Source organism: Sulfidibacter corallicola (assembly GCF_017498545.1).
In the GTDB taxonomy this organism is placed as follows: domain Bacteria; phylum Acidobacteriota; class Holophagae; order Acanthopleuribacterales; family Acanthopleuribacteraceae; genus Sulfidibacter; species Sulfidibacter corallicola.
The window spans coordinates 10346021-10368414 of record NZ_CP071793.1 but is presented as its reverse complement, the minus strand read 5'-3'; the positions used below and the strand labels follow the sequence as shown (position 1 = coordinate 10368414).

12 protein-coding genes are annotated in these 22394 nt (G+C 63.0%); 3 read left to right on the top strand and 9 right to left on the bottom strand.

What is annotated here, in order from left to right; all coding sequences use genetic code 11:
- The first annotated feature begins 8 nt into the window (after positions 1-8).
- Positions 9-2468 (top strand): RiPP maturation radical SAM C-methyltransferase, encoded by a 2460-nt coding sequence (locus J3U87_RS31180; RefSeq protein WP_237379713.1) that lies wholly within the window; start codon positions 9-11, stop codon positions 2466-2468.
- Between the two features lie 315 nt (positions 2469-2783).
- Here J3U87_RS31180 and J3U87_RS31175 read toward each other — a convergent pair whose 3' ends face one another.
- From J3U87_RS31175 to J3U87_RS31165, 3 genes are all read right to left on the bottom strand, one after another.
- Entirely contained in the window at positions 2784-4430 is a 1647-nt protein-coding gene (locus J3U87_RS31175; RefSeq protein ID WP_237379712.1) for a polyamine aminopropyltransferase, read from the bottom strand.
- Between the two features lie 308 nt (positions 4431-4738).
- Entirely contained in the window at positions 4739-5383 is a 645-nt protein-coding gene (locus tag J3U87_RS31170; protein ID WP_237379711.1) for a hypothetical protein, read from the bottom strand.
- A 604-nt stretch (positions 5384-5987) separates the two neighbouring features.
- The gene (locus J3U87_RS31165) at positions 5988-8207 is read right to left on the bottom strand and encodes an outer membrane protein assembly factor BamB family protein (RefSeq protein ID WP_237379710.1); all 2220 of its coding nucleotides are present in this window, start codon (positions 8205-8207) and stop codon (positions 5988-5990) included.
- A gap of 735 nt (positions 8208-8942) precedes the next feature.
- Here J3U87_RS31165 and J3U87_RS31160 point away from each other — a divergent pair.
- Positions 8943-9335, top strand: a complete 393-nt coding sequence (locus tag J3U87_RS31160; RefSeq protein WP_272932435.1) for a BamJ family beta-barrel-assembly machinery protein — start codon at positions 8943-8945, stop codon at positions 9333-9335.
- Positions 9336-9410: 75 nt separating this feature from the next.
- On the opposite strand, the gene J3U87_RS31155 is transcribed toward J3U87_RS31160, so the two are convergent.
- The 6 genes from J3U87_RS31155 to J3U87_RS31130 all read right to left on the bottom strand — a co-directional run bounded on the left by J3U87_RS31155 (position 9411) and on the right by J3U87_RS31130 (position 20972).
- Positions 9411-10595, bottom strand: a complete 1185-nt coding sequence (locus tag J3U87_RS31155; RefSeq protein ID WP_237379709.1) for a hypothetical protein — start codon at positions 10593-10595, stop codon at positions 9411-9413.
- The gene (locus tag J3U87_RS31150; RefSeq protein ID WP_237379708.1) at positions 10592-15346 is read right to left on the bottom strand and encodes an ATP-binding protein; all 4755 of its coding nucleotides are present in this window, start codon (positions 15344-15346) and stop codon (positions 10592-10594) included. Before J3U87_RS31150 ends, J3U87_RS31155 begins: the two co-directional genes overlap by 4 nt.
- Entirely contained in the window at positions 15343-17538 is a 2196-nt protein-coding gene (locus J3U87_RS31145) for a CHAT domain-containing protein (protein ID WP_237379707.1), read from the bottom strand. Before J3U87_RS31145 ends, J3U87_RS31150 begins: the two co-directional genes overlap by 4 nt.
- Positions 17535-18929 (bottom strand): hypothetical protein, encoded by a 1395-nt coding sequence (locus J3U87_RS31140; protein ID WP_237379706.1) that lies wholly within the window; start codon positions 18927-18929, stop codon positions 17535-17537. The genes J3U87_RS31145 and J3U87_RS31140 overlap by 4 nt, the downstream gene beginning before the upstream one ends.
- Positions 18930-19111: 182 nt before the next feature.
- Entirely contained in the window at positions 19112-20038 is a 927-nt protein-coding gene (locus J3U87_RS31135) for a hypothetical protein (RefSeq protein ID WP_237379705.1), read from the bottom strand.
- Positions 20039-20336: 298 nt separating this feature from the next.
- The gene (locus J3U87_RS31130; protein WP_237379704.1) at positions 20337-20972 is read right to left on the bottom strand and encodes a YdhR family protein; all 636 of its coding nucleotides are present in this window, start codon (positions 20970-20972) and stop codon (positions 20337-20339) included.
- Positions 20973-21118: 146 nt separating this feature from the next.
- Between J3U87_RS31130 and J3U87_RS31125 the strand changes: the two genes are divergently transcribed.
- Entirely contained in the window at positions 21119-21706 is a 588-nt protein-coding gene (locus J3U87_RS31125; RefSeq protein ID WP_237379703.1) for a TetR/AcrR family transcriptional regulator, read from the top strand.
- Positions 21707-22394 lie beyond the last annotated feature (688 nt).

Sequence of the window (22394 nt, the reverse complement as noted above, 5' to 3'; positions counted from 1 at the left end):
GTTTTTCTATGAATTCCGCGTCTCACCTTTTTTCTCGCCCGCGCGCCTCGTCGGGCCAAAAGCCGGCCGCCGATGCCGTGCTCTCCGACTTGAATCCCGACACCATTCTGGCCGCTCGAGAGCGCGGTCATGCCTGGATGGGACACGACTGGCCTCTGGACGCCTGGGAGCTGGAATCGGAGGTCGGTGCGCTGGTCGCCTGCGATCTTCGCCTGGACGCACCGATCTCGGTCTTCGAGCACCGTCTGGCCGCGGCGTTGCGCCGTACCTCCCTGGATCCACGCGTCATCTGGGGATTGAGCTGCGAAGCGGGTCACTTGGCGCGCCGGTTGTCCGCGCTGGAAGAGGGCGAGCGGGTACACTGCCGCATCGGCCCCGTGCGCGCCCTGGTCACCGACGAGGAAGCCCGGCAAGGGGTGACGCTCTTCCTGCCGTTCTGCCGCGCGTTCAGTGAACGAAAACCCCTGTTGTTGACCTGGGAAGGCACACCCGCGGCAGAGGTCGCCGACCTGCTGTTCGCGGATGCGGCGGATCCCCACGCCGTGATGCTCCGCCTCCAAGTACCCACCCCGCCCGCCAGCGAACCCGCGCCAATCGAATCGGGAGCGCTCGATCCCGCCGACGTGGTACTGGTCAACATGCCGTTCGGCTCCGTGCGCTGGCCGTCGCTGGGCTTGTCCCTGCTCCAATCCGCGCTCGACCCGTACGACGTGGTCATCGAGCATTTTTCCATTCACCTGGCCCGTCTGCTCGGCCTGGAAACCTATCAGTGGTTGTCGTTCGGGAAACCCGAGAACAAGACGCTGCTGGCCGAGTGGCTTTTTCGACCCTGTCTCTTTCCCGACCGAACGCGGCCAGGCGATGCGTTTTTCAGGGCCATGAACGCGGATGTGCCCCTGCTGCCGTACAACGTGTTTCGCGACATCTCGGCCGTTACCGATCTGCTGGATGGCTTCCTGGACGCGTGCGCCGAGGAGATACTCGCGCGCCGCCCGACGATCGTCGGCTTCACCTCCATTTTTCAGCAGCAGGTGGCCTCGCTCGCCCTGGCCAAAAGACTCGCCCAACGCCGACCGGATCTGTACATCCTGTTCGGCGGGGCCAACGTCGAAGGCGTGATGGGTCTCGAAACCCTGCGGCAATTCCCCTTTATCGATGCGGTGGTCAACGGCGAAGCCGATCACGTGGTTCGCGACCTGGTCTCGGCCGTGATGGCAGGGCGCGAGCCGGAGGGCATCGCGGGCGTCTTCACCCGAGCGTGGCTGCGTCAGGCCGGCGACGCGCTCCCGCAAAACCCACCTTCGGCCCCCCTGGTGCGTCGGATGGACGACCTACCGTTGCCGCGCTTCGACAGCTTCTTTCGGAGCTGGCGCCGCCATTTCCCGGGGCGCGCCAAGCTTCGGCTCAAACTGTTGTTCGAGAGTTCGCGCGGCTGTTGGTGGGGTGAGCGCAACCACTGCACCTTCTGCGGCATGAACGGGCTCGGCATGACCTACCGCTCCAAATCGCCCGACCGCACCATCGACGAGCTGAAGCGGCTGGCCGACCTGTACCCCGATCGACCGGTGGTGTCGGTGGACAACATTCTGGATTGGAAATACTTCCGAAACCTGTTGCCGCGTCTGGCCGAAAGCGATCTGGAATTGGAGCTGTTCTACGAGGTGAAGGCCAACATGAAGAAGGCGCAGCTTCGACTGCTCAAGAAGGCCGGGATCGGCGAGATTCAACCGGGCATCGAAAGTCTCAGCAGTCACGTGCTGCACATCATGCGAAAGGGCGTTTCGGCGCTTCAGAACGTGCAGTTGCTCAAGTGGTGTCGCGTGCTGGGGATCAAGGTGAACTGGAATTTCCTCTACGGGTTTCCAGGCGAGACGAACGAAGATTATGCCGAACTGCTCCGCATCTTGCCGACCATCGTGCACCTGCCGCCGCCGCTGACCGTGACCCGTATTCGCATGGATCGCTTCAGCCCCAATTTCCACGAGGCGGAGGCCCTGGGATTCGCGGCGGTCGAGCCGGCTGCATCCTACGGGCACATCTATCCGTTCGAAGCGGATACGCTCTCCAACCTGGCCTACTACTTCGATTACGAATACCGGGCGGCCCGTGATCCCGAGGCGCAGGCGCAGCCGTTGCGCGAGGCGATCGCGTTCTGGAAGGACCATGCGGAGGCCAGCATGCTTTTGTCATTGGACAAGGGCGACCACATGATGATTTTCGATCGCCGACCCAACGCGACCTTGCCGCTGCACACGTTGGACGCGACGCAACGAGCGCTGTACCTGGCCTGTGACGGGATCAAGGGGTTGAAACACCTGTGCGGGGTCGCGGCGGAGGCGGAGGGGCGTCCCGTCAGCGAGGAGGAGGTCCTGGAGAGGTTGAGGGAACCGCTCGCGGCGGGGCTGATGCTGCGTGAGGGGCAATCGCTGCTCAGCCTGGGGATTGGTTCGGAGGGAGAGGGCGCATAGTATGCTTTTGCGTTAGGGGGGAGGAGATTTCTTTTACCATAGAGTTCGCGGAGGTCGCTGATAATATTGCACTTATTTTGATTTGGCGTTCTCGTTGATTGAGACACTCATCGTTGGGGAGGTCTGGAGAAGCAGTATGTAAATGTTGACACTGGCCCTGTCGATTGAGCCGAGTGCGTTTTTATCTCATGAAGGCTCTGTGGGCTTTCAAACCCAGGTAGGTACCATAGGGGAAGCGCACGCATGTGACTCTCTGCGTTCTCCGTGCCCTCCGTGGTAAAAAAAAGACCTCATTCAGACTCAACACTTAGCCCACTAAAACTGAAGCGCCTCCGCCCTTTCGCTTACCGGCGCCCGCAGCTCCTGCATGTAGAAATGGTACAACTTGGGGTGCATGATCGTATTGACCGGCACCTCCAGCGGCCCCATGTCGCGCGGGAACACCGACCCCGTGCGCAGCATGTCGCCGGTCATGTAGCGGGTGGGTACCTCGATATCTTCGGGCGGTTGGATCGGACCTCGGGGCGTTGCGATGTGAAAACCCCAGATGCTGAAACTGGGTACCGTGGCGTGGTAGCTGTAGAGATGGAACCCCGCGGCCTTCATGGTTTCGGCGATACACCAGTAACTCTTGCGGGTGAAGTAGGGCGACGAACTCTGCGAAACCAGGTACCCGTCCGGCTTCATGCGGGCTTCCAGCATGGTGTAGAACTCGCGCGCGTACAGCTTGTTGAGCGCCTCGTTGTGAGGGTCCGGCAGGTCGATGATCACCCGGTCGTACTGAATGCCCGGCTGCCTGACGAAGGTGAAGGCGTCCTGGTTGAAGACCTTGACGCGTGGATCGTTCAGGGCGCCGCCATTCAGTGCGCGCAAGGTGGGCTGCTCGCGACACAGCCGCGTCATCTCGGGATCGATGTCCACCAGGTGGATCTCCGCCACGTCCTCGTACTTCAGCAGTTCGCGGGCGGCCATGCCGTCCCCGCCACCGAGGATGAGCACTTGCTCGCGCGAACCTTCGAAAGACATGACCGGATGGACCAGGCTCTCGTGGTAGCGGTACTCGTCGCGCTGGCTGAACTGGATGTGGCCGTCGAGGTAGAGGCGGTAATCGCCGTCCTGCAACGAACGGGTCAGGATGATGCGCTGATAGGGCGTCTGCTTGCTGAACACGATCTGGTCGCTGTAGAGGAATTGCTCGGCGAAACTGGTGAGCCGCGAGCCGCCGACCATGGCCGCGATCAGCATCACCGCCGTGGACACCGCCAAGGCGCCCATCAAGCGGGGGTACCGCAGGTACTTGCGGAACACGAAGACGTTGATGATCGCGATCCCGATGTTGAGCAGGCCGATGGCGAAAGAGGAGCGGATCAGCCCCAGAAACGGCAGCAGGATCAGCGGGAAGGATACGGAGCCGATCAGGGCGCCGATGTAGTCCAGCGAGAGCACGTGGGCGATCGAGTACCGCAGGCTGTCGCGCCGGCTGATGATGCGGGTCAGCAGCGGGATCTCGAGACCGACGAGGGAGCCGATGATCAGGATCAGGCTGTACATGATGACCTGGTACAGCGCCATCACCAGCGGAAACGAAAGGAACAGGATCATGCTGGTGGCCCCGCCGACCAGGGAGATGATGATTTCCACCAGCACGAAATTGGTGACCAGGTCGCGCATCAGCCATTTGGAAAGGTAGGAACCGATGCCCATGGCGAACATGAACAGGCCGATGGTCAGGGAAAACTGGTAGACGCTGTTGCCGAGCAGGTAACTGGAGACCGTGCCGATGATCAATTCGTAGGCGATGCCGCAAAGGGCGACGATGGCGATGGAAATCAGCAACACCCCGACCTGGCCGGCATCGAGGTTCAGGTTCTCGTCGATCGACCCGGTGGGTGGCGTTTCGCTGTCGGGCGGGGATGCGAACCCGCCGGCTGGGATTTCCTGGATGGCTTCCGATTGCGACATGCTTTCCTCTTTTATCTCAGATGCTTGGAGCGAGTGTGCGCGAACGGGCAGGAGGCATGCTTCTGCCGCATCGGACGCGCGGGCGAGGCTGGACACGGCGAGTCATGCGCCGTGCTCGGGACGCGAGGGATGGGTCAACCGGGCCCATCGGTTGACCCCGCATTGGCTTTGGGTGACAGGGGTGGGTCCATCGAGGCCCTCGGGATGGCACGACCTGCTGAGCCTGCCTGGCGGGAGGCGGGAGATCGCGACGGCGCGAAACCGGGACCCAACGCAGGGTGGGTCGGGCCCCGATGTCCGTCACATCGTTACTTGCCGCTGCTGAAACTGCGCGAACCGCCCGAAGAGCGGGCGCGCGCCTTGGAGACCGCGGAACTGTGGTAGTTGGACGGACTCATTTTCATGTTGGAAAAACGACTGGGGGCGATGCCGGACGCGCGCTGACGATGCAGCATGGATCCAAGCATGTAGCCCATGAACAGGCCGCCGGGGCTGATGCGGAACCCGTGATCGCGGTGGTAGCTGTTCTGCGTATCGGTCGCGATCAGACGACTGCGTTCCTGATCGATTTCCACCGTGAAGAGTTGTTTGTCGCTGCTTCCCATGGCGCCGTCGCCATCGGCGTCGGTGAAGCCTTCGATCGCGCCGTCGGCGCGCATCGAGATACCGACCGGCTTCGACATGACTTTGGCGTCGTTGAGGTTCTTTGCATAAGTCGTAAGGAAGGTGTGGGTCACTTCGGCGTTGTCGGATTCGGCAACCGCGACCACATCTTCTGGGTTTTCACCTTCGGTGGCATTTTCCACCGGGGTTTCCGCGAGCTGATCCATGGTCTGGACCATCACGTCGAGCACTGTGTTGAGATCGATGACCTCGACGTTCGCACTGGAGCCACAACCGACACTGATCGTCATCAGCGCCAACGCGGCCGTTATGGCGAGCCAATTTTTCATCTCATGTTCTCCTGTATGGTGCCGGCGTCGGTAACCGCGCCGGTCAAAGTTCGATTGGTTATCCCAAAAGGTACTTTCGATACACCCTAACCACCGGAACCGATCGGGCTCTCGCAATGACGCGCGCGGAGGCGGGCCCAAACCATTGCGATGAACGTGATCCGAGAGTTCTATTCCCAAGGGCGGGAATGGTTCACAAAAGGAACACACTAGAAATCATTGAATGATAAATCTTTTTAACACAGAACGAGATGTTACGGGAAACCGTAGTGCGAGGCAAGGGAATAGGTGGTCCGATAGACAATATTTCGCGGCAAAAAGGCAAGAAGGTGACGTCAAGTGCCTGGGGCGAGGTCCCTGAGCCTTGGGACGGAAGGGACCTCGCCCAATCGCTCCCTCGTGGCGCCTCGGCCCCCAACGCTTCGTCAAGACGCAGCGATACCCATCACCGATCTTGCTTCGGGATGGGTACCAGCTTGGATTCGGTCCATTGGATCGAGAGCTGTCGTGGCGCCGGGATTCATGCGCTCGTGTCATCGAACGCCGGGTGCCTCGGCGCCCAAGGCGCCGAGGTCCGGTAAACGTTATTGGGCGTGACGTCGCATCAGTTCTGTTCGATCGGGAACAACCATTTGAGCAGGTCGTCCTGGCGCGTGCGCCAATTGCCCCAGCCCACGCCCATGGGGGTTTCCACGGATTGAACCGTCAAGCCTTTTTCCTTCAGGGACTTGGCCAGTTTCCCATGCCAGCCCGAAACATCCCGACGGCTGTCGTTCAGGTGATCGTAGCTACCCCATTCCAGCAGGATATCGGGTTTGTCGCCGCCGATCTTGGCCGCTGCCGTCAGCACGATGTCCTGAAATTCCTGTTCGAACAGGCCCGATTGGGTGGCCACCTTGCCGAACCGGTCAGGGTATTCGAGGGCGGCATAGAGCGTCGCGGGCGCCAAGCCATAGTGACCGATCAGCCCGCGGCCCGACTTCTCGGCGCGGGTGCGGTAGGTCTTGTCGACGTGGGGCACCAACTCCTCGGCCAACATGGCGGCGAACTTCTTGCCGCTCTCCAAATCCCGCTCCGCATAGAGATTGGGCTGGGGCGGGACGAACACGGCGATCAAGGGTTGAATCCGCTTGCCGATGGTTCGGTCGAGGGTCCGGGCCATCAGCCCCTTGTCCAAGGCCGAAAAACCGTAGTCCACATAAACCACCGGGTAGCGGGTTTCCGATGTGTCGTAGCCGGCCGGCAAATACACCTTGTATTTGCGTTTGTGGCCGGTGTGTTCGCTTTCCAATTCGAATTCTTCGATACGACCCTTGGCAGCCGGATCGGCAAGTGAAGTTTCAGCCAGGTGATTGCTGTCCGAAAACCGCGGCATGGCGAGGATCGATAGGCTCTCGTCATCCCACATGAGCTTGGCGCTGTGGGGGTTGAGGGCATCGACCGTCGCTTCGCCGAAATTGGTGGAAATGGAGTACGTGATGTGAGCGGCGGGGTCCAATTCGAAGGAATAGTAAAACAGGTCGCTGTCCCCGACACGTCGCATGGGGATTTCCCGGCCATGTCCCAGGGATTGGGCCCTCAATGCGGCATCCTCGGCCGGGCCGCGATAGATCACGTGGGCGGTGTCATCGCCCTCGATGATGGGAAACCGCTTTTGCTTGGCCATGAACTTGTCGATCGCGGCCTTTTGATCGGTGGCCTTTTCCAATTTCTTCACGGTGGCGGCAAACCGGGAGTTCGGCAGGGTTCCTTCGCCCTTGTCGGCGATCACGCTTTCCTTTCGGTTGCCGACGTTCAGTGCCGCGATGGATTTCATCGAGCGCACGTACAGTTTTCCGTGAGCGAAGGCGGCCGGGTTGTAGGCCACCTCGTCGAACACTTCCAGGCTGGCTTTTTCCCGGTAGGCTTCATGGGTCGCCTCGATCAGGTGAACGCTGCCCTTGCGTGTCACCGCAACCAGGTGATCGTCGAGCAGAATCAGGAAACCCGGACCTGGCGGACGCGATTTCCATTGCCGCGAACCGGTGGCCACATCGATACATGTCATGAACCGTCCGCTATAGCCGTAGAGGTAGCCCTTGTGGTGAAGCACCATACCGAACCCTTTTCCCAGCTCGCGAGTTCTCCACAGGATCTCGAAGCCGTAGGTATCGTTCTCGCGGGAAACCTCGAGCAACATCCCCTCGGCCTGGTAATCACTGGGATGGATATACAATTTGTCGTCCGACACCTGGGTGATGTGACCGCCATAGTTCAGGTCCGTCTCGAATTCCCAGAGTTGTTGCCCGTTTTGGGGATCCACGCCCACCATTTTTTTATCGGCGCATACGGCGAATTGGTCCTTGCCCAAGAGACGGACCATGCTACCCGTATCGTAGGTGGTATAGAAGGCGGGACCGGCCCAGAGCTGCTTTCCCGTTCGTTTGTCCAAGCCGATGAGGCCGGCTTTGGCTTCGGGACCGCCCACGTGCACGATCAGCACCTCGCCGACCACCAAGGGGGAGGACGTAAACCCGAAACGGGGCTCGTTGGCGCCCAAATCTTTGATATTCAGGCGGAAGATTTCTTTGCCCGATTGGGCGTTCAAAGCGAACAGATCGCCACGGGGGCCCAAAGCGTAGACCCGGTCGCCGTCGATCAGCGGTGTGGCCAGCGGTCCGTCATAGGAGCCGCCCACGCCTTTATAAGCCTCGCCGATGTCGTAGGACCAGCGCTTGTCACCGGAGAGGGCGTCGAAGGCCACGGCGTAATCGCGGGTTTCGCCGCCGTACAGCGTCACCGCGATACCCGAACCGATGGAAACCGAGGAATATCCTGAACCCAAGGGTTTCTTCCAGGCCTGTTCCAATCCGAATCCCTGTGAAAAAATTTCTTTGTCGCGAACGGTACTGTCATGGCTCGGTCCCCGAAAACAGGGCCACTCGCCGTTCACTGCCGGGGAGGCCGAACCTGCTTCTCGTTTGTTTTTGGCAAGCGCCGCCGAGAATGGTGCAACCAATAAAAAAACCAATATCAAGCGAATCATGATTAACGAGCTCCTAATTCACAAATTGAATCGAAAACGTGGGCCAAAGCGGAAGGAGCCGTTGCGTTCGTTAGGGTTTCGAGCGGATGACGCATGCGATCGAGTACCCTTTCTCTCGTTTGATCAAACACCTGTTCCCATTCCGAAAATAGCTCGCTCTAAAGCAGCTCTGACCGTTTGGCACCTCTGGTCATTCTTTAGAAATCGATGGCATCTCAACATGGATTGAATTGAAGAAATCCGAATAAGGAACTCCTACGAGCCGCTTCTCGCGATTGTTTGGCACCAATTGGGGATCGGGGGACCGCCTCTCGGGTTCCGGGCGCCGTTTGGCGTTTCGGTGCGGGTTGTCGGTCGAGTCGGCCACACGGCTGCGTGAGATCGCCACGAGGCGTGACGTCGGGGCATCGGATTTCGGCGAAAATTGGCCAGCCGTGGTATGGTAGCCCCGTTCGGCGTCCGTCCGTCGCCGCGGATGTGGCCGCCCATCCGGTGACCCTTCATCGGAAATACACAGCACACAAAGGAATACCCATGACCGACCACAAACAAGCCGGCATCGATTTCCTCGCCGAAAACGGCAAAAAGGACGATGTGAACACCACCGAATCCGGACTGCAATACAAAGTGATCGTCGACGGCAAGGGCAAATCGCCCTCCGCGACCGATGTGGTTCGCGTCCATTATGCCGGCCGCCTGCTCGACGGCACCGAATTCGATTCCAGCTACCGTCGTGGCACGCCCGCCGAATTTCCGGTCAACGGCGTGATCGCCGGCTGGACCGAGGCGCTGCAAATGATGAAGGAAGGCGCCAAATGGGAAGTCTACATCAAGTCCGAATTGGGCTACGGCGAGCGCGGGTACCCCGGCGTCATCCCCGGGCACGCCTTGCTCACCTTTGAAATCGAGCTTTTGGAAGTTCGCTGACGCCTGACCCCACCGCGACCGGACGACGGAGCGCGTCTCCGCCGGACGGTCGCTTCGTCGCCGTCTTCCCCGGACTCATTCGATTTCGTCATCCAGCTCCGGGGCCCGCGATCGAGACAACATGTTCACCGGGTTCGTGCCCCGTCTCATTTCACGCATGGCATCCGCGTAACTCATCGTACCGGCCAAACGCGCCAACTCGTCCTTCGGTGTCGTCGACGAGGCCGCCGTTTCATCGGAGTCGGCCATGGGCGTCGACAGCGCGCCGTCGCGGGGCTCGGGCGCCACATTCAAAAAGCCATCGCTGGGTTGGCCGCTTTTGAACTCCTTGTCCATGCCGTTTAAAATGCGGATCTTGTCGACCTCGGTCAGGTCGTGCGATTCGATGACCGCGGTCTGCGCGGAATTGAAATAGACATTGGCCGTCTCCCGCTCACCTTGGCGGCGATAGGTCATGGCCGATTGCCAAGGTTTTTTGATGTACTCCAACGCGCGCCAATCGTCGCGTTCGGCGAAGACATCCAGTCGGAACAGCAGGTAGTCCACCCCGGTCATGGGGGTGCTGTCGGCCATGGTGGTGCCGCGATGGAGCCGGCCGTTGCGGATCCAGAGCTGGCCTGGCGGCAACTCGTCTTCGGTGGCGGCCAGGGTCACCAGGTAACCGCTGGTCAGGGGGGCGCCGTCGCTTTGGCCGCTAAACGTCTGGTGCAGGCCCAGGCGGACCTCGGCCTCGCCCGCGCCGAGCAGCTCTTGCAGGCCGGTGGCCAGGGGTTGTGCGATCTGGAGCGCGGATGACACCGCCGGCACGTTCAGCAGGGTGGCGAAATCGCCCAGGGTCTTGGCGTAGGTGGCCAGCAGGTTGTCGCTTCGGAGGCTCATCAACCCCGCTTCCAGGGTGACGATCCCGCCCGAGAACGGCAGCCGCGGGGTCAGTGGGTAGTTCAGGCGAATCACGCTGTCCTGACCGGCCGACTCGAACCCCCGGAGCTGCATCTTGCCGGCGATGGAGGGAATTTCCACCGCATCGCCGGCACCGAACTTCAGCTTGACCAGCGAGTGGGTGATGGGGTGGCGGGTGGTGCCCCATTTCTGGCTGTCGGCCAGGAACATCTCGGCCAGTGTCAGGCGGAAGTAGTGCTGGTTCGCCTTGGCCTCGATCGACGGTGTGCCGCCCTCCACGCGATCGGCGGGAAGGGTCTCGAACTGCCACTGTTGGCTGGGCGTGTTGAACAAATTGGTAATGAAATTCCATCGACTCATGATCGGCTCCTTGGCGGGGTGGGGTCGGCTGCGAACAGGGTGACTTCCCACGCGAGCGGCGGGTCGTCGGCGGGGGCTTTCGTTCCGGTGTGCAGCGTCATCAGATCTTGTTTCAGGGCTGAGGTCAAGTGGCAAGCGTGTGCGTCGTTCCAGGGTTCGTCGCGCGTTCGAATGCGCATCCATGCCCGTAGGGAAGTCGCTATCGATCGCGCCGCGTTACCGGACGCATCCATGGGCAGGGGCGGCACCACGATCACCTGCCCACCGCTTTGCGCAGTGAGATGGGCACCGAGCACGCGCATCAAGGCGGTGGCGCGCGGGTCGGGGGTCGTGTAGGTCGGCGGAAGCTGGAGCACGAACAGCGCGGTCTCGGGAAACCAACGGCTGAGTTCGCCCGCGTCGAACCACTCACCGGGTTGGGCCGCCCGTTGTTTGGACATCCCCTTGGATTCGAAGTGAGGCGAGAATCCGACTTCCTCGGCCAGTTCGAAGGGTCGCCCGATCAAGTGGACGACCGAGCGCGGAATCTTGGTATCCGGAGGTCTGTCCAGCGAACCCACGTGGCTGAGTTGGAAGGGCGGTTGGTCCCACTCCGCAGCCGTCAGATCCATCGCATACTTGTCGTCGCAGAGCAGGAAAATCCCGCTGAAGTCCTGGTAGGTGGCAGGTGCGGTTTGTGGAGGGCGCTCGGGCTCGACCAGACGCACGATTTCCAAACCTTTCGCTTCCGGATCCCGCTTCCCGGCCTGGCGTGCCGCGCGATCGAATGCCTGCCACATGAACCGCTCCCAGGGTGGCCAATGGTGGACGGCCGGTTGCGCGACCAGGCGTAGCGCGGCGGTCGGCGCCGTATCGAACCCGCTTCGAAGGAGGGTGGCATCGGGAAGCAACAGCACCTCGGGGATTCGGTCCAAATCGGCGCCTTTCAGGCTCTGGCGGTGCGCCCAATGTGTCTCTGCGCCACGCGGCAACCATTCGAGGTCGACGCTCATGTCCTTGATGCCCATCGGCCAAATCGGTGACCGCACCCGAAGGTTCAGCGAGATTTCGGGCTGCCACGGATCTGTCTGCGGGCCGCCACCACCCCCTTCGTCACCGGGGAGCGAGTCTTGGGGCGCTTGGCTCGGGCCCGATCGCGGCGGTTTCCCGGCATCGATCGGGCTACTGCTCTGGGTGGGCTCCACCGGCTTTGGCGGTTCCGGTTCCATTTCGTCATCGTCCGGATCGAAGAGATCGTCCGGTTCGATGCCCAAGGATCCCCCGTTATCGGTGTCTTCCGGGCCGGGAAAAGAAAAGCCATCTTTTACCTGGCTGTACTTCTCCGGCGTTAGGCCCACGTCGAGGTCCGGTGGCTCGATGCCGGCACCGACCGAAAGGGAGCCGGGGGAGGGCAGGGCGAGTTTGGCCTGGAGATGCTCGGCCTGGGTCACCCAGAAGTGGTTGAGCCCGAGGGACACCGCCTTCTTGAGCAAAGGAGTCAACACATCGTTGGGGTTCCACAATGAAACGCCCCCTTCGATCAGGGTCAACACCAGCGGGGGAATGCGGCGCAGGCTATTGTATTGGTCGTTCGACGGAACGTCCTCCGGTTTGATTTTCACGAAGGCGATGGCGGTGTCACGAATGGGGAAGGCGCTTTGCGACAGGGTGATATGAATCCTGCCGAGCAGGCTTTGCAGGCGATCCCGCGCGGTGTCCCGAATTTTCAAATCCGGTTTGAACGCACAACGGTCCAAGATCCACGAGCTATCGAGGAATCGCGGCCAGCCGTGGAACAGCGCCTCCAGTTTCAACTTGGTTCGGAGATTCTTGGGGGCGGGCCAATCCAGCCAGGCGTGGGTTTCGGCCGGCAGCGCCTCCGCCTTGGCCCACCAGCCGCGAAACGCTTCCGCCGTTTCGGGTGGCGGATCCTGCCACAGCGATGCGCGCACCCGCAACGCTTCCGCGTAGGTTTGGAGCACCGGCGCCGTAGCCCGCGCGCGAAGACCCGCCAACAGGGGCGCCAGTGATGTGTGAATCCGGTGAAGGCCGAACTCGTTTTCCCGTTGGCGTTCGATGATTTCCACCAAGTGCTCGCAGGTGGCGATGGCACAGGCCATCATGTCGTCGTCCCAGAAACCTTCGGGACCCTCGAGACATTCCGTGGCGCAGTAGCAAAACGAATCGGAGAAACTCAGGGCGGTGGTGTCGCCGTGGTTCAGCGCCACGCCGACCACCAAACCGGCCAGTGCGCGAATGCGCAGCCGTTCCCGTTCCAGGCCCTCTGCCAGTACCGGTAAACCGCTCAATACCAACTGCCAAAAGCTGAGGGCGTCGGGAACCAGTTGCAGGTGGCGGGTGGCGGCCACGTAATCGGCCAAGACCAAGAGGCGTGCGGGGGGGACCGCGGTTGCCGGGGCGCCTTCTGTCGCCGCCAGGGGACCGGTGCAGAGCCGATCGGCCAGCCGGGACAATCGCGACCAGTCCTTGGCGGCGATCAGACGCCCGCGCAAGGTGCGCCACGCCTGAAGCTGGAGCTCGGCGTGGCCGGCGGTCAGCTCGAACAAGGCGGTGACCTGAACCTCGTGAATCGAGGCTACCGGGATGCGTTCCAGCCAGGCCATCAGGTGCGGGATCAGCCGCGAACGCGCGCGGTCTCGTACCAACGCCGAGCGCTCGTGGTAGAACCGCCGCAGCCGCTCGCGCAGCAACGGCTGGATGCCCAGGAACCCGTCCGCCCGCAGAATCCACTCCTGGCGCGCCAACTCCTGGAAGATGGCATCGAAACCCTCGTCGTGGCGCGACATGCCCAGGGCTGCGCGCAGCATCTCGTCGTCGAAGCGCGTCAGCATGGAGATCACCGGCATCCAGCGGCGCAGCTCCGGGTGGCGCAGGCGGCCGTCGATGCGCTCTTCCACGTAGCGATCCGAACCCGAGCGGGTCAGGCGCTCCGGGTTCATTGCTGGGTCCTCGCGCACCCATTTCGCGTAGAGGTCCAGTTCGAACGGGTGGTAGCGCTTGCCGCGAACGTTCTTCTCCGATGTGGCCGACTTGTCGAACCGGATGCGGACGGCGTGGCGGGCGTCGGTTTCGCAACGATTCAGGATGGTGCGCCGCATCTTCTTGGCGGAGACGCCGGCGAGATTCAGATAACGTTCGGCTTCGCCTCGGCGGAATCCGCGAATCTCGTGGAGGCACAGGTGGCGGCGCTCGGGCAGGCCCTCGTGGGTGGGGTCGCCGATTCGGGTCCAGCCGTGGCCGCTGCCCGCCAAGAGTCGTCGGCCCGCCAGTACCAGCACGAAATGTTGGGTCATGTCGCGCAGTTGGTCGAAGATCGCGAAGGTATCGGCGATGGCGCGCGTCGGTTTGCCGGTGGGGCCTGGCCGCGCCAGTTCCTCGCAGGTGTCCAGCACCAGCACGACGGGCTCGGGTAGGTTGCGGATCATGCCCGCGAAGGCGTCCAACAGCGACGAAAACCAGCCAGTTTCGAGGGGGCGCTCGCGTTCCTGCTCGCTGGCTTCGCCGGTCAGCCACTCGTTGAAGCGAATCAGCGCCGTGGAAAAGCTGTAGTAGTTCTCCTCCGAGCGCGATTCGGTGTCCTTGAGGCGGAGTTCCTCGGCAAGGTGTTCCAGCAGCAGGCCGGGCCGCCGCACCGGGTAGTCCGGATCGAGGAAGTCGAAGTCGATGCGGGCCGCCACACCGCCGAGCCGGGGCACGTGGCGGCTCACGAGGTGGCGCACCAGCATGGTTTTGCCGATGCCGCCCGGGCCGACGTAGTGCAGGGACCAGGGCGGATCGTTCGAGTCGCCGTGGCCGTCGAGCAACCGGTCGAAGGCCGCGATCTGCTCTTCCCGTTCGAGGAAATGGCACAGGCGGCGCTCGTCGTCCTGGGTACGCTGGCGCAGTTCCAGGTAGCGGGCGTTGCCCTCCACCGCCGGAGCCAGGCGGCCCCCGAGCGGCTCGGCGAGGGCGCGGGCCTCGCGCATCCAGGCCATGGCCGCGGTGAGGTCGTCGCGGTCCATCGCCGCGATCAACCGGTCCCGCAGGAACTCGCGGAACCCGTTGACGTCGTGCAGGTATTTCGCCAGTTCCGCCCAGCGCGCGATGCGCGGCTCCTTGGTCAGGATCGCCGGGTTCGCGGCCAGAAGGTGCTCGGCGACCGACATCGCTTCCTGGGTCAGACGTGCGATCTGACCGGGGGTCTCGTCCAGCTTTTCGAGGATGAAGGCGCGGGCCTGGGGCAGCAACTCGATGCGGTCGTCGGCGGGATCGGGCGCTTCGATCTCGTCCAGGCCGGGCAGGGTTTCGAAGCGTTCCAGGATATCGAGGTGCTCGCAACGCTGGATCAAGTCGTCGATGCCGCCGAGATCGGTTGGGAGCTGGCCCGGCCGGCTGGCGGCCTCCGCAGGGTCTCGGTGGGTGACCATGCCTGGATTGCGGGTGACGTTGTCGCGGGCGAGGACCGAACCCAGCAGGCGCGGCGTCCAGTAGGGCGGCCAGGCGAGGCGCAGCCAGAACCGCGCATCCTCCTGGGCGAGATAGGCGTCGCGGCGCGTTTGGACCTGGGTTTCGCGCGCCTGGGCCAGATCCGCCGGTGAAAGGACCGGCGCGTGAAACATGGCTGGGCCGCCGCCACCGCCGGCGTCATAGAACTCGGGAAAGGCGTACTCCTGCGCCTTGAGGATGTAGGTTCCCACCGGCTCCTCGGGATGCGCTGTCCGGCTTTCGGATCGGTCCCTCTCGGGATGACGATATCGATCGAGGTGTTTCATCCATCCGCCTCCACCGTTTCGAAGGAGGGCAGCAGGTCGGCGGGATCGGCCTCGCGCAGGATGTTGAGATTTTTCGCCAGCGTGACCGCCGGCATCGGTGTGTCCATGGCCAATCGCGAGGGCACGCCTTCCACCAGTTGCTGCATGGTCAGCAAATAGCCTTGCTCCCAATCGGCAAGCCGGGCCATGTCGGGCACCAGCGGCGGCGATTGATCGAGCAGGTAGCGCTTGTAGGCCAGCGCTTCCTCGGCGTCGGCGAAGGGCGTCAGGTCCACCGTCAGGGCATGCTCGCCCAGCCCGGCCTTCCACGTTTTGAGGCGGTCCAGACGGGGGCCCTGATCGGCATTGCCGCTGGTGCGGTCGACCGTCACGACGACGGGGATCGGTTGATCGTGGTCGCCGAGGCCGAAGTCGTCGAGGAACTCGATCAGCAAGGTCAGACCGTTGTCGCATTTGAGATGGGTGTAATCGATCAGGGCGATCGGCAGGCGGTCACAGGCAGCCATGAAGGCCTTGAACTCCAGCCGGACGGCCGCGGCGACCATGGTCTCCGTCACCTCGTCGGCCCAATCCTCGATGAAGGGGGCCAGATCGTCCGGCAGTTGCTCCGGCTGGGCACCGGCCCGGGCCCACTTGATGAGGTAATTCACGTAGCGGCTTTTCGCCAGGGGCAGGCCGATGACCTTGCCCGTTTCGCGGATCGACTGCACCAGGTAATAGGCCAGGGTCAACGCATCCCCGACGTCGGGCGGTTGCTGGCGGCTGGCTTTGGCGATCAGTCGATCGTCCAGCAGGCAAGGTGCGAGGCCCTCGAACATGAAGCGGTGCGCCAGCTCGCGCAGGGTTCGCGAGAGGCCGAATTTGTCGTCTGTGCGAAGCGGACTCGCGGGCTGCACCACCAGCAGCGTGCGTGTCACCCCTTGTTGTGCGGTCATCAGTTGGCGCGCGGCCCGGCACACGCGATCGCGGCCGTAAAAACCCAGCCGGTCTTCCCTGCGGGCCGTCAACCGGCGTGCCTGACCCAGCAGCTTCTCCGCGTCGGCCTTGGCATCGGGGCAGATGCCGATTCGAAATCCCTGCCGGCAGACCAGGACCGGCTTGGCCCAGTCCAACGAGCCCAGTGGATCGTGGCCCGCGCCGAAAGTGGCGCTACGACCCAGCCACACCGCGTGCTCCGGCGCCTCGCCGAGCAGGATCGCCTTGTAGAAGTTGGATGTGAACCGGCGGCAGGCGTCGTCGGCGACCCTGCCGCTCATGCCCACGGCAAGGGGCAGGCCCTCGGCGACCAGGGTCCAGGCCATCGGCGTCGAGACGTGGAGGCCGCCCAGGTAGCCGCCGGAATGGCAGGCGTTCAACACCACCATGGGCGCTTCGATCGCGGTGCCTTGCGGACGGGTCAGGATTTGGGCGAGCGCTTCGGCCGACAGGCGCTCGGTGCCTTCCTCGCTGCGCAGCTCCAAGATGCAGCCGTCCGGGCTGAAATCGCCGTGACAGATGAAGTGAACCAGGTGGGGTTGAAAGGCCGCAACCTCGTCCCTTAACCGGTCCTGGTTGGGGTTCAGCAGTAGCCGGTGTTGCAGCGCGAACTGGGAGGCGGCGACGCGCTGGATCAGGCCCAGGAACTCGGCTCCGGCCTGAACCCGCTTGTCCTTGAGATCGCTGCCGATGACGAACAGGACCTTCACCGGAAAGATCAAACGGGTGGCTATTTCACTGTTCGGGTCGTGGGGCAGCGTGCGGCTGATTTGAAGGCCGGCCTCCAGCAGGAACCTGTTTTCGTGGCGCATGAGTTCCCACGGCAGTGCGGCGATGCGGGCATCTTCGGTGACCAGGCGCAAGTGAATCGGCTGACCGGCGGCTTCGGTGCGGATCGCCTCCCATTGGTCGGCACCCAACAGCATCGCGAACAGCCAGGCCCCGATGCGGGCGACCAGATCCGGCTCGTTGGTGCCGTCGCTGAGATCGCGGAATGCCTGGAGCAGTTTGGTGGCGGCTTGGGTGGCGGTGAGTTCGGCCGCTGGATGGTCTTGGGCCAATCCGGCGATCTCCTCCGAGGGCGGGCAGGGATAGGCCAGTCTCCCGGCGCGAACCCAGGTCAAGTGGCGGCTGCCGCGAACCTGGCCATCGGCGTCTGCGAGAGTCAAGGTCAGGTTCCGGCCATCCGAGACGGCGGACAGGCTCCACTCGATCATGGCTCGGTCTCCGGTAATGGGTTCTCCAGCAGGGCCTTGCCCAGGTCTGGTAGTTCGGGCTCGACAGGGCCGCGCGTGCCGGGAGGGCTACAGGCCGTTATCGAATTCAGGCACCGCTGCAGCCGTAGCTCGGCCGTCTCTGTGTCGGGTGCGTCGGGCGCCGGGCGGGGTTCTTGGAACCAGAAACGAAATACCGCCGCGGCCATGAAGGCGGCCGCCGGCGCCGTCGTCGCGAACGGCTGTTTGCCGCGACGAAGGTCGTGATTCCAGAGATCCACCTGGCCCCCGTCCTGAAAATCGAGCGGTTCGCGGCCACTGAGCTTGAACAGGTCGAATTCGAAGCCCGGCAGGGGACCGAGCAGGTGTTCCGCCATCGGCCGAACCAGGGCCAAATCCGTCTGGGTATCGGCTGGCAGCGCTGGGGCTTCCGGGTTGGCGATGCCGGGAAGCAGCTCGGCCGATTCGGGAACCGGCTCACCGGCACGGGCCAGCCAGATCCGCCAGACCTCGGCCATGAAGGCCAGCCGCACCCGCGGCGCGGGGTAGCGACGTCTCGCGCGGTTCATGGTGTCGGTCGTGTGCCACTCCAGCAGGCGCATGGCGTCGATGGCACTGGGGCCCATGGTGCAAATGGACCAAAGGTCCGCAAACAGCTCCTGGGACCAGGCGGCCCAATCCTCGGCACGCCCGTCGTCCCCGGTTTCCCGCAGGACGAGCGCCCGCACCGAATCCTCGATGTCCGTCACCAGTCGGCCCTCGGGTCCGAGGGCGTATTGGATCTGGTGGCCGCATTCGTGCCCGATGAGCACCAGCCACCAGGGCGCGGCGAGGCAGGCAGCCGGCAGGCGCAGGACGGGGATCGGAATGGTGCCCAGGTGCTCGTCCAAAAATGCGCGGTCGTGGTCGCGCATCAGGCCGCGTGGAATGCGCTCGTTGGGCAGCGTGGCGGGGTAGAAACTGGCGTCGAGGTAGGGCAGTGGCGGCGGACGTTTGGCAACGTTCCGGCTCCAGCCGGCGGCCCTGGCCAGAGGCGGTCCGAAGCAGCTCCAGCAGACCTCGTCGGCCGCGTCGAGCAGGGCCTTGGCGGGCCCGCGCCGCTGATCGAGTTTTTCGCGAAAAAAATCCCAAACCTTGCGCAGCCACAGGGTTCGGTCGTCGGTCGTGGTGCAGGGTTGCCAGGGAGCGACCGCGGGCAGGGTCGAGGCGTGTTCGCTCAGGGTTCCGGCGGCCTTGTGCAGTATCTTCTCGAGCGCTTCAAGACGCGAGTGGTGGCGGCCGTCTTCGTCGGCGGCGCGGATCTGCGCAAACCAGCTCGTCCATTCATCGCGCAAACACGAGATGTTGGAGCGTGTGAGATTGACGCGGAATTTTGCTGGTGTAGGTAGACTCATGATCGTTTGCTACCGCGAGAATGACGTAAATCGTGGTTGTTCTCATCATAGCGGTGCCGACCACGAAAAACCAGAGCCTCGCGTGGTGAAGCGGGTTCGATGTGGGCGAGAAAAGTCTGGACTGCGCAGGCGGGCCGGGCAGCCCAGGCTCAGTTGGGTGAGATCCCGGAGGCGGAGGAGGGTCAGTCGAAGAACAGGGTGAAGCAGCGGACGTAGCCGTCGGCGTGCTGGTAGTGGTTCCAGGGAGGATAGGGGCCGCGGTACTGCAACACGCGACGGTAGCGGCGCGGGCCGGAGACGTGCTTCCAGAACCAGGAATTGTGGCCATAGGACGCCGTGCTGATCCCCGGGAAGTTGCAGCACTTGTTCGTGGCGGAATAGCGCAGGTGGGTCGCCTTGCCGGTGTCCTCGCCGCAATAGGTGGTGCGGGAGAACGAGTTCTTGGCCTTGAGTGGCGACGTGCGGATCAGGTAGTACCATTTGCCGGAATCGCAGTAATCCACCGCCGAACCCGAATAATTGCAGTGAACCGCTTCGAAGTTGGCGGCCGTGTCGCTTCCGTAGCAGTTGTAGGTCACCGCCGCTTTGTCGAAGGGGGTCGGCAGGTCCGCCATGCGGGCTTCCGCCACGTGGATCGGCGATTCCATGCGATCCACGATGCGGCGTGGGCCCATCATGGCGTGGGCATCGTCGTCATCGGGGGTGAGTGCCACGAGAAGCTCGGGGACGGGCGTGGTCGCGTCCGTCAGCATCAGGTACTTTTCGAGAATCGAAATGCGGGGATCGGCAGGGAAGGCGGGCGAGGTTTCCTCGTTCATGCCGGCCTCCATGAAGGAGAGATCGCCCTCGTCGAGGTTGACGGCGAAGACGACGTGGTTGCCGTTGGGCAGGTGCAGGGTGGCGAGTTCGACGAAGGGTAGTTCGCCGTCCCGTTCGTCGGCTCGGGGGTTCAGGGAGCCGTTGCGGCCCGCGATGTCGATCGTTTCCAGGTTTCCGTCGATCGATTCGCGCACGCCGAAAACGCTGCCAGTGAGGCCCGCGTCCCCCGCACCGAAGGCGGATGGAACGGCGAGTAACAGCAATATCCATAAGTTCTTCAGGGTGTTCATATGCTTCTCCATGATTTCTTGCACGACCTGTTTTTCGGGGGACCGGCTTCGGGGGACCGCCTTCGGGGGACCGGCTTCGGGGGACCGCCTTCGGGGAACGGGCCCGATGGCGCCGGATCGGGAAGGGGCCGTGCGTGATCTTCGGAAGCACAACGAACCTAGGGTCTCGATCCTCTCACTCGTGTTCGGATTCGATGGCGGCCGCGGGATTTCGATCCGTGTGGGCCTGACCGACGTACCGGAGGGTCGAGCAGGGAAGGCGGCCACCCTGGGTGGGATGGCCGCCCATCATGCCGCTTCAGCTCACGAAGAACGGAGAGTGGAGTTCACGACTGGCTTCCGCCACTTGGGCCGCATCGAATACCCGGGTGTAGAAGGCCGCGTCGAAGGTGGCGGCCTCCTTGGGAAACTGGTGATGTGCGAAGGCGGTGGCGCTATCGAGGTCGGTGAAGGCGTAGAACCCGCCGACCGAGTTCGTGCGGTAGCCGCTGAGCCAGGTCTTGGTGAGAATGCCGGGCTGTCGCTTCAGCATGGGATTGAGATCTCGCCAGGGGGCCTCCGCGAAGGGGACGCTGATCTGGACCTCGGTGTAGACAAAGGCACCTGGCCGCTGTTCCAGTCGATGGCCGAAATGAGGCGAATCCATTTGGCGACTGGCTTCTTCGACCACGGTGGCGTCGAAGACCCGGGTGGTCTGGGCCGTGCCGAACCTGGCCGCCTCCGCCGGAAAGTATCCGGTCACGAAGGCGGTGGCGTCGGCGAGGCTGTCGAATGTATAGAGGCCGCCCAGGGAATGATTCCCCAAACCGGCGAGCCAGGTTTTGTTGCGAAGGCCGGGTTGTTTCAGCAAGGCGCGATTGACTTCGCGCCAGGGGGCCTGATCGAAAGGGACGGAAAGTTGTAACTCGGTGTAGACAAAGGCTTGATGGGCCATGGTTTCACTCCTGATGGGAAGGTGCCGAGGTGGTCGCGACGCACGTCGGGTTTTGAATAGTGATCGTTATATAACGGTCATTATATTTTTAAAATAACGATCGCTATATTGTCAATCGCTTTGTTGCGGGCTAGAATGGTCGCGTCATGGCAAAGACCAAACAGGCACAGAAAAAACAAGAGACGCGACGGCGCATGTTGGAAGCGGTCGGCCGGGGTTTCCGCCGTCGTGGCTACAACGGGGCCGGTGTGGACGGCTTGGCCAAGGATGCCGGAGTGACTTCGGGCGCGTTCTACGCCCATTTCGGATCGAAGTCGGGTGCCTTTCGCGAGGCGTTGATGGCGGGCATGAGCCAACTCACGGAGGCGATCGTCGCGGCGCGCGAGCGGGATGGCGACCAGTGGTTGGGGCCTTTTGCCGAGTTCTACCTGGGTGAGCGGCGAACCTGTGAATTGGCCGAAGGGTGCGCGCTACAAATCCTGACCCCGGAGGTCGGTCGCGCCGACGAGTCCACGCAAGCCCTGTTTCGCGAGGAGCTCTTGAAAGCGGTCGCGGCCTTTGCGGCCGGGTTGCCGGACGGCGAGGGACATCCGGATACGGATCGAGCCTGGGCGCTTTTGGCGTTGCTCAGCGGAGGCGTCACCCTGGCGCGGGCCGTCGAGGATCCGGAGTTGGGCGAGCGCATCGCCCGCGCGATTCAGGCCGCTGTCCAGGATTTGGCTGCCGAGCGGTAGGTCTCGCGGCGTGACCGCAGCGCGACCCGAGGCAGGATCAATCCACCCTGGTGTCATGTTGGGATGCGCACCATCGCGGTCAACAAAGCGTTCGATGGTTGACTGTTCGGACAGGGTGGATCCCCGGCCAATGCTGGAGAGAGAACGCCCTGGCATTAAACCCCTGTTTGGATGGGGTGGGTCCCGGGCCAATCCTGTAGGGATGGCCAACCGTATGTTTGGCCCACCATTGATAAAAACGCGGGCCGAAGGCCCGCCACGAGCGGGCGTCCTGAAGGGACGACACAAGACAGCGAAGGGTAAGGAGGCGACGCCGACGCAACCCTGGTTCCCAGGAGTGCCCGGAAGCGAGCTCTGAAGGAGCGGGTCGACGAAGCTCTTCGGAGTTCACGCCACCTGCGATGGTTCTTCGCGGAGCCGCCCGAGAGGGAGCCGAGGCAGGATCAATCCAGCCTGGTGTAGGGTTGGGATGTACACCATCGGGGTGAACCGAACGCTCAATGGTTCACCGTTGGTGGCCAATCCTGTAGGGATGGCCAACCGAATGTTTGGCCCACCATTGATAAAAACGCGGGGCGAAGGCCCGCCACGAGCGGGCGTCCTGAAGGGACGACACAAAACAGCGAAGGCGGTCCGGCGATCCGGGTAAGGAGGCGACGCCGACGCAACCCTGGTTCCCAGGAGTGCC